General features: G+C 45.2%; 5 protein-coding genes. 1 reads left to right on the top strand and 4 read right to left on the bottom strand.

The features are described from left to right. Positions 1-311: 311 nt before the first annotated feature. Complete coding sequence (locus tag DDR33_RS13100; protein ID WP_109416251.1) at positions 312-2,462, bottom strand: S9 family peptidase; 2,151 nt, start codon at positions 2,460-2,462, stop codon at positions 312-314. Between the two features lie 144 nt (positions 2,463-2,606). Then, the gene (gene map, locus DDR33_RS13095; RefSeq protein WP_109416250.1) at positions 2,607-3,368 is read right to left on the bottom strand and encodes a type I methionyl aminopeptidase; all 762 of its coding nucleotides are present in this window, start codon (positions 3,366-3,368) and stop codon (positions 2,607-2,609) included. 118 nt (positions 3,369-3,486) lie between these two features. Here map and DDR33_RS13090 point away from each other — a divergent pair, with 118 nt between their 5' ends. After that, positions 3,487-4,335 (top strand): helix-turn-helix domain-containing protein, encoded by an 849-nt coding sequence (locus DDR33_RS13090; RefSeq protein WP_109416249.1) that lies wholly within the window; start codon positions 3,487-3,489, stop codon positions 4,333-4,335. A 9-nt stretch (positions 4,336-4,344) separates the two neighbouring features. Here DDR33_RS13090 and DDR33_RS13085 read toward each other — a convergent pair whose 3' ends face one another. Both DDR33_RS13085 and DDR33_RS13080 read right to left on the bottom strand, forming a co-directional pair. Then, positions 4,345-6,753, bottom strand: a complete 2,409-nt coding sequence (locus DDR33_RS13085; protein WP_109416248.1) for an ABC transporter permease — start codon at positions 6,751-6,753, stop codon at positions 4,345-4,347. Further along, positions 6,750-9,110, bottom strand: coding sequence for an ABC transporter permease (locus tag DDR33_RS13080; protein WP_158280741.1), 2,361 nt, complete (start codon positions 9,108-9,110; stop codon positions 6,750-6,752). The genes DDR33_RS13085 and DDR33_RS13080 overlap by 4 nt, the downstream gene beginning before the upstream one ends. Between the last annotated feature and the right edge of the window lie 40 nt (positions 9,111-9,150).

The raw sequence follows: 9,150 nt of genomic DNA, 5'->3' as shown, positions 1-9,150 counted from the left end.
GGTGTTACATAATATATGCCAATGGGGTATGTTGCTGGTAGTCACTGTTTTGATTTGATTGGCGTGGGTGTTTCTGTTCTCTGATGAACAGCTTCTGTTCGTTTTCGTACAAACATAAACTCTTGCTAAACGTCCGGAGATATCGATCGTTTAAAGCAGTAGCAAGCCAGCAGATAACAGGTTCACCTGCTATCAAAAAAGTCCTATACAATTTACAGAACTCAATAACCAACAGCAGAAGCATGTGAAACCTGCTATCAAACTATACAGGAGCTAATAACTAAAAGCTAATAGCCAACAGCTGATTATTATTACAGATTTTGATCAAAATAATCCGTTATCTTTTGCATCAGGTGCACCCTGTCTCTTCCCCTTACATTATGCTCATAGCCAGGATAAACAAAGTAATCAACCTGCACACGGTTGTCTACACATTCTTTCAGGAAATTAATAGAGTGCTGCCAAACGACAGTACTGTCGATAGTTCCATGTATCAGAAGTAATTTGCCTTTCAAGTTCTTCACTTTTGTCAGAAGGTTCGCGTTTTCATAGCCTTCGGGGTTTTCCTGCGGAGTATCCATATACCGCTCTGTATACATCACTTCGTACATTTTCCAGTCCATTACGGGACCGCCGGCAACCGCACACTTAAACACACCAGGGTGACGAAGCATAAGGGATGTCGTCATAAATCCACCGTAGCTCCAGCCATGAACTCCAATCCTGGCAGCATCCACAAAGGGTAGAGATTTCAGATAATCAACCCCTTTTAGCTGATCTTCCATTTCAACTGTTCCCAGATTCCTGAAAGTTGCCTGCTCAAATTTAGTTCCCCGGTTGCTGCTGCCGCGCCCGTCCATCGTGAAAATAATATAGCCGTGCTGCGCCATATATTCGTACCATAGATTCCCGCTGGCCGGAAAAGTATTGCTGATGATCTGAACGTTAGGCCCGTTATACAAGTATACAATAACCGGGTACTTCCTGTCCTGGTCAAAATTAACAGGGTAAATAAGTTTGCCGTACAGGGGCGTTCCATCTTCTGCTTTAACAGTAACGTTTTCTATTTTCGGACGCTGATATCCTGCCAGGGGATCTTTTGCCGTAAGAAGATTTTTCTTCCACGAACCAGAAGCAGAAATCACGTCGATCACTCTTGGGGCTGTTCCGTTTGACCAGCGGTCGATGATGTAATCGCCATTATTGTTTACGGCAGCCAAGTGCGTCCCCGGATCGGTGTCCACTCTCTGCATCTTTCCATTTTCCCAATTCACCGAATAAATGTGCCGGTCAAGAGGAGAGTCTTTGGTTGTTGTGATGAGCAACGTTTTCTTTTTCTCCGACTTCCCCGCAATCTCCGTAACCACCCAGGGTCCTTTGGTGATTTGGTTCAGCAGTTTGCCACTGGTATTATACCGGTAAAGGTGCATAAAGCCGTCGCGCTGGCTCCACCAGATAAACTGATCGCTTTTTCCCGGAATAAACGTGAGGGAGTGCTGCGGATGAACATATTTTGCGTCTGTTTCTTCAAAAAGAGTCTTTACAAAAGCCCCGGTTTGTGCATTATACTGGTTTAACCATAAATGATTTTGTTCCCGGTTGAGGATAGCCACAAAAATAAACTTCTCATCGGGACTCCATGTTACACAGGTGAGATAGTGATCTTTTGGAGTGCCGGTTTCCAGGAAGACGATCTTCCCGTCCGACGGATTGTAAACCCCGAGAGTCACTTCGTGTGATGTCCTTCCGGCAAACGGGTATTTTGTGAAATGAACAGAGGCCGGGGTGACATTCCAGTTGATCAGCGGATAATTCTCTACCATTCTTTGATCCATGCGGTAAAAAGCGAGGTAATTTCCTCTAGGTGAAAAGAAAATTCCGCCGTCTATGCCAAATTCATCCCTGTGTACCGATTTTCCATTCAGTATCCCCGGGTCTGCGTCTTTTGTTACAGTATGTGTCCGGCCTTCGGCGTCAACCATGAAAAGGTTGTTTGCTTTCGTATAAGCAAACCTCCTGGTAGTATTTTCTATGTGAATATTTTCAGCCTCATCAGGCAGTTGCATCCATTCCTTCACTTCCATTCCTGTTTTGCTTCTTTGGCAAAGGAAATAATGGTTGCCGATTGAGAAGGAAGCGACATTCGTACTTAGCCACTCCAGTGCAGGCATTGACCGCAACGGATATTTTTTTCCTGCTGTATTTTGAACTTCACTGAGTCTGAGCAAGGTATCTGCCGCCATAGATGGTACCATAAACCTCACGATCGCTTCATCTTTGGATGTCTTAACCGTCCGTGTGAAGGCATTTTCACCGGGTATCCAGTTTAATTGTTTAATATCTTCCCGTGCAAGATTGGTCCCCAGGCCAAGGACTGCATCGTCCATTGTAAACTGTTTTTGCTGAGCAAAGGTCAGTGCAGAAAAGCTGATGCTGATCACCAGCAAAAGAAATCGGATCATTTTAGAAATTGCTTAAAACCGGATATTCGGCGAAGCAAATATAATGATCCTGACGTGTTTCACCCGATAGCGGCTACTTGTCTTATTGCCGTTTTCTTTCTTAAATATGGTACAATTTGACAAAACACGTCTGTTGTCATGCCTTTATTCAAATATTCCGTTACTTTCCGTCAGGATGACCGGTAATCCGGATGTTACCAAAATGGTGTGTTCGAACTGGGCTACGAAGCCTCCCTTATTTCCGGTCAGTGTCCATCCGTCTTCAGTCGTATCCGCAATCGTAGATAAAGTAGAGATGAACGTTTCTACAGCGACAACCTGATTTTTGGCGAATCGCTGTTTGTTAAAGTTGTCCCGGTAATTGGCAACCTCCGGGGCTTCATGCAAACTTCTGCCAATGCCATGGCCTGTAAGATTCTTTATAACCCTGTATCCGGATTTCTTTGCTTCCGACTCAATTAATCCCCCGATGTCTGAAACTCTGACCCCGCCCCGGATATTGCTGATTGCTTTTTTTAGTATCGCTCTGGAGGCGTTTATCAGAGGAAAATGATTGTTTATGTCCTCGCCGATCACAAATGAAGCGCCATTATCGGCCCAAAAGCCGTCGAGTTCTGCCGACACATCAATGTTGATGAGATCCCCCTCTCTAAGCACCTTTGAGTCTGAAGGGATCCCGTGCGCTATTTCTCCATTCAGACTAATGCAGGTACAGCCCGGAAACTTATAAGTGAGCAGGGGGGCCGAACGTGCGTGATACTTTTCAAGCAAGGTCTTTCCGTAGTCGTCCAGTTCCTTTGTGCTCATTCCCGCACTGGCATAAGCCTTCATTTCCCTTACCGTGAGGGCCACAATCTCACTGATCTTCCTGATTCCGGCTAACTCGCTATCGTTGTTTATTGACATTATTCGTATATTGCATGTTAATCCTCCGGCGGAGGCTTGACAAAGCTAAAGTTGTGCAATGGGATATCATAGTAAATTTTAGACATCTGCGTGTTTGTTAGAATGGTGACCGGATATCATGCCTATTAATTTTTTTAAATTCATTACTCTGAAAAACATCGAAGGCCCCGGGCATTTGAATTTAACTCCTTCCTCGGGGGCAGAAAAGTATATTGAAGCTTTCTATGTTTTTTCCTGCCATCAGCAAAAGGGGCCACAACTCCTGTTTAACGATGGTTTTCCTGCTCTCATTTTTGCGCCGCGAAAGGATGACTTTTTCAGGATATGCATAAACGGAACCGACTCCTTTGAGGTTGAAGCAGCCTGGGTATGCAGTGGTGTAATGAAGAACATCTACGTTGACTATCCATACGATGTTGAGGAACTCATCGTTGTGAGATTCAAACCTTTCGCATTCTATAAACTCTTTGGCATCTCGCCAGGTGTCTTCAGGAATAAACCCGTCCTGAGTCTGACGGAATTGAATGGATGCGAGTCGTTTATGTTCATTGACAAAGTTTACGAAGCAGCAGGCTTCCGCTCCCGGATTTCTGCTATAGAGTCACTTGTTTCGTCTATGCTTACGAACTTCGAATATCCCATCTTGCTGAACGAGACAATTGACTATATAAATGAAAAGAAGGGGGCGATCACCGTACAGCAAGTGATCAAACAGCTTGGATCTGGAATGAGCTATAAATGGCTCGAACGGAACTTTAAGAGTTATATGGGTATATCACCTAAAAAATACATTTCCTTACAGAGATTCCTTCATGCTTATATAGACTTTATGTCTCCTGAATCATATAGCCTGATGGAGATTGCTGTCAGGCATGGATATTCTGACCACAATCATTTTCTCAAAGATTTTAAGCAATTCTCTGGCGTGTCACCCGGAACGTATCTGAGCAGGGGAAACAGAAGTTAAAATAATTATTTATTCATTTCTCAGTATTTCAGCCGGATTTATGAATGCCGCTTTTATTACCCGGGTACTTACTGTGAGGAACGTAACAAGCAGCACAACAAAACCGCCGGAGGCGATCATCCACCAGGAAACGGAAATCCTGTAAGCGAAATCCTGCAGCCAGACACTCATCAGATAACTGCCCGCAGGAAAGGCAATAAGTGAAGCAATAAGAACCAGGAGAAGTAAAGAAGAGGAAGTCAATTTGACAATTTCCGTAACCGATGCACCCAGCACTTTCCGGATGCTGATTTCCTTCAGCCTTCTTTGGATGCTCAGGCTTACCAGTCCGAAAACTCCTGATAATGAAAGCGCAATGGATATCGCAGAAAAAGCCGCGAGCATCGTCATGAAACGCTGTTCACCTTTGTACATCCAGTCAAACTGTGAGTCGAGAAACCAATATTCAAATGGGAGCGGGCTGTTATTCTTCCAGATCGACTCTATTTCAGAAATCAACAAAGAGGGGTTGGACGTATATCTTACGACCAGGTAATCGTACCCCTGCCATGGCTGGTTGGTGATGATCAGTGGTCCGATCCTTTCACGGAGAGATGCAAAGTGGAAGTCTTTCACAACTCCGATAATCTTGTGGCTGCCATCCCGGTTTATCGTTTTACCAACCGGGTCTTTCCATCCGAGTGTTTTAGCCAGTGTCTCGTTGATAATATACCCATCTTGGTCCATATTCGTGCCCTGCCGGAAGTAATGTCCTGAAAGCAGATGGAGCTGGAATGTCTTCAGGAAGTCTTCATCAGCATCCAGTTGATGGATCATCATCGCCTGTGTTTGGCCTTCAGGAGTAAACCCATTTCTGGTGATACCTTCTACAGGAACCTCCGAAATGGCCGATACGGAACTCACATTACTCAAGTTCGATATAGAATGTTTAATTACAGCCGATACCTCATTCGTTTTGTGCCCTGTAAGCGGGACGATAAGAACTTTCTCCCGGTCAAAACCCGTAGGGCGGGTCTTAACAAAGCGTATCTGCATGTACATAACAAATGTGCAGGAGATAAGCGTAATAGAAACGATGAACTGAAGCATGATGAGCCACCGCCCGCGAAACCTGTTTCCTATACCAGAAAGCGGGAATACCGGATTGCTCAGGATATTTGCCCCTGAATGATAGAAACTCAGATAGAAGCCAGTCCCGGCAGCAAGCAGGACAAACAAAATAGCGCTGGCTAAAAGCAGGACGCTGTTATTAAATATGGCCGGCACGGAGAAATGATTGCCTGTAAATTGCCGGAATAAGGGAGATAAAGAAAATATAAGGGCGGCGGCGATGACGAACGCGATTCCGGTGGTCAGGAGTGCCTCCGTAAACCATCTTATCCTGAGTTGCATATTTTCTGCTCCCAGCACCCGTCTTATCCCGATTTCTTTAAACCGGGTAACCGACTGGGCCATGCTGAAATTGATATAGTTTACACAGGAGATCACAAGTATGAGAAGGGCAATTGTGCAAAATATCCTGATATTCCTCTTTAAAACAGCTGAGTCGGAATTGTGATTCAGGTGAATCTCCGAAAGCGGCTGCAGCCCGGCCTCAGTCTTGTCACCAAACGCAGCATCCTGCTTGTTCAGATGCCGCCACATGAAAGCGGGAAGTGCTTTTTCAAGATCCTCTTTATTTGCCGCTTTGTCTAACAAAAGCCAGGTCGTATACCTGTATCCGCCCCGCCATCCAAGAAAAATAGTGGAGTCAGTGTTTAAGGTGGAGAATGATATCAATGACTCGTAACGAATATCGGTATTTGCCGGGATGTCTTCAACGACACCTGTGACAATAACTGTTTTCTTGTCATCCAACTTCACTATTTTCCCTACTGCCTTGTCAATATTGCCGAATATCTTTGTTGCTGTTGTTGCTGTCAGCACAATGTTCCCCGGTTCCCTGAGGACAGAAGAAGGGGTGCCCCGTAAAAGTTTAAAAGAAAATAGCTTAAAGAAGGTTGAGTCGGCATAAACCATCCCTTTCACTTTGAGGCTCTGATTTTTGTAGTTGATGTACGATTCGTCCGAATTCGTTAATCTGCAAAATTCCTCAATTCCCGGGAGTTCGGCTTTGGCATCAGGGCCAAACGATGCTGAAAACTCCGAAACGCCTTGTCCATCCAGTTTTCCCTGGCTCATGTAATCAAACCCGGCCCGGAATATCCGGCTGCCTTTTTCATGAAAAGTATCAAAGTTGTACTCATTGCTGATAAAGGCTGTGATCAGCAGGACTGTACAAATTCCGGTCGATAAGCTAATCAGGTTGATCCCCGAGATCAGTTTGTTACGAAGAAGTATCCTGCCGGCAATTTTCAGGTATTCTGACAAGCCATAAAGTGAGGTGCGCGGATTACGAATTTCTTTAATACGTTTCATTCTGTTCTTAAACTTTTCACCGGATTAGCCAGTGCGGCTCTTAATGCCTGGAAGCTGACGGTGATCAGGGCGATGCCGATCGTGATAACTCCTGCGAACACAAAAATGCTCCAGTTGAGGCTTATATGATACTCATAGTTCTCAAGCCAGTTGTTCAGGGCCCACCATGACAGGGGAACAGCAATCGCAATGGAGATAAGCACTAATTGAAGAAAATCTTTTGAGAGGAGGGTGGTAATTCCTCTTACACTTGCTCCCAGCACCTTTCTGATTCCGATCTCTTTCGTTCTTAATTCTGCAGCATAAGCAGCGAGGCCAAACAACCCGAGACAGGAAATGATGATCGCTAAGCCTCCGAACAAATTAGCCAGCAGGCCCAGGGTTTTTTCGTTCTCAAATTTCTTTTCAAAATCGTCATCCGAGAAGTGAATGACCGGCGGATATGCCGGGTTTATCGACTTGAGGATTCGTTCAATTCCGGCAATAGAAGAGCTTATATTCCTGGCCGGGTTAAGCTTCAGAGCAATAACAGTGCTGTTCTTTCCTCCGTAGTTTATAACCATCGGCGCTACCTTCTGGTAAGGAGACCCCCATATAAAGTCCTTAAAAACTCCCACAATGGTAACAGGTGATCCTCCCCATTTAATGACACTTCCAATCGGAGTCTTTAACTTCATGACTTTTGCAGCAGTTTCATTGATCATGATATTGGAGCTGCTGTCAGCTGGATTAGCGCCTGAAAGTTCACGGCCCTCAATCAACGTCACGCCTGTCGTCTTTGAAAAATTATCGCCGGCACGAAGGACATCAATAAGGATTTGCTGCCCTGGGAGCTTTCCCGGCCAATCAAAGCCCCAGGTGTTATTTCCCGCCTGGTTGATACTCTGTGAAAGGCCTGTTCCCGAAATGATGGCACCCGATTTCATTGCCTCATCAATGAAGATGTTCAGGTTTTTGCCGAGGTTGCCCTCTACCGGGACTTCTACGAGATTTCCTTTCTCAAAGCCGGTGGGCAGATCTTTGATAAAACTGATCTGTTTGTAGATGCATAAGATCGCCGTGATCAGAAAAACCGCGAAACCAAACTGGATGATCACTAAAATCTTTCGTACAGAAAGAGCTCCTTTTCCACCTTTTATACTGCCCTTCAATACCTTTACCGGGCGGAAAGAAGACAAGTAAAATGCCGGATAGCTTCCTGAAATGATCCCTGTTAAAATGGTAATGCATGCGAGGAAAAGCCAGAAATGCCACTCAGACCAGGGCGTTGACAATTGGATCCCGAGTAAGCGGTTGAAGAAAGGGAGGCATACCGCCAGGAGGACTATTGCAGCTATCATAGCAAAAGCCGACAGGATTAAAGACTCGTTGATAAACTGGGCGATGAGCGATTTTCTGGAAGATCCTATTGCCTTGCGGATCCCTACCTCCCTTGCTCTTTCCTCCGATCTTGCCGTGGAAAGGTTCATGAAGTTAATACAGGCGATCAGCATAATACAAACAGCCAGGATGAGGAACTGGCGGATCTGGTCGATCATGCCGCCAACCGACTTGCCGTTCTCAAATTTCGACCACAAATGCATTTTCGAAAAAGGGAACATAAATGCCTCTCCTTTGTACCCATCCTGGTGAGCATTGATCATTTTCTTAATCAGCTTGTTTGCAGAAGGGTAGTACTTGTTATCCTTCAGCTGAACATAAGTCTGGCAAAAATTACTTCCCCAGCCCGCGTTCTTAATCCACTCCTGTTCACTCTCGAGCAGCTGCCATGGAAGAAAATAATCATACCGGAAAGAAGAGTTCAGGGGAGATTTCTCCACCACACCTGTCACAACCAGCGGGGTTTTATCGTTTCTCTTCAGGATCTTTCCCATAGGATCCTCTTTTCCGAAAAGGCTGGCGGCAAGCTCATCGGTGATCACTATACCATCAGGCTGCGCCAACGCTTTAGAAGGGGATCCTTTGATGAAATTGAAATTAAACATTTCGAAAAAGGAGGCGTCGGCAAAAGATCCCGTTTTTTTCAGGCCGGTCTCCCCGCGGCTTATCAGCCCGTCGGCCATATAGCTAAATATCCGTGCTGTTCTCTTTACACCCGGAACTTCAGAATCAATAGCCCCTGCAATCGTTTTGGGAGTTGCTGCAAACGTAAAGATCTTATTGTCGCCCTCCTGGTTATTCTGCAGGATATAGATATTATCGCGGTTTGTAAACTGCTTATCGTAGTTCCAGTGATGCCATACGTATAGCAGCAACAGAAGACAACTGGTCATGCCGAGGGTAAGCCCTCCGGCGTTAATGGCGGAGAATCCTTTATGTTTTTTGATATTTCTCCACGATGTCTTAAAATAGTTCATCTTTCTTTTTTTAGCCATCAGCTATCAGCTTCCGGTTCGT

It is taken from the genome of Pararcticibacter amylolyticus (assembly GCF_003130405.1).
Classification (GTDB): domain Bacteria; phylum Bacteroidota; class Bacteroidia; order Sphingobacteriales; family Sphingobacteriaceae; genus Arcticibacter; species Arcticibacter amylolyticus.
Note: the sequence above shows the minus strand (reverse complement) of the source record. Positions and strands in the feature narration are given on the sequence as shown.

Bases quoted from the DNA above. Each gene is read 5' to 3' on its own strand.
- DDR33_RS13100 (WP_109416251.1), bottom strand. From the start codon at position 2,462: ATGATCCGATTTCTTTTGCTGGTGATCAGCATCAGCTTTTCTGCACTG.
- map (WP_109416250.1), bottom strand. From the start codon at position 3,368: ATGTCAATAAACAACGATAGCGAGTTAGCCGGAATCAGGAAGATCAGT.
- DDR33_RS13090 (WP_109416249.1), top strand. From the start codon at position 3,487: ATGCCTATTAATTTTTTTAAATTCATTACTCTGAAAAACATCGAAGGC.
- DDR33_RS13085 (WP_109416248.1), bottom strand. From the start codon at position 6,753: ATGAAACGTATTAAAGAAATTCGTAATCCGCGCACCTCACTTTATGGC.
- DDR33_RS13080 (WP_158280741.1), bottom strand. From the start codon at position 9,110: ATGAACTATTTTAAGACATCGTGGAGAAATATCAAAAAACATAAAGGA.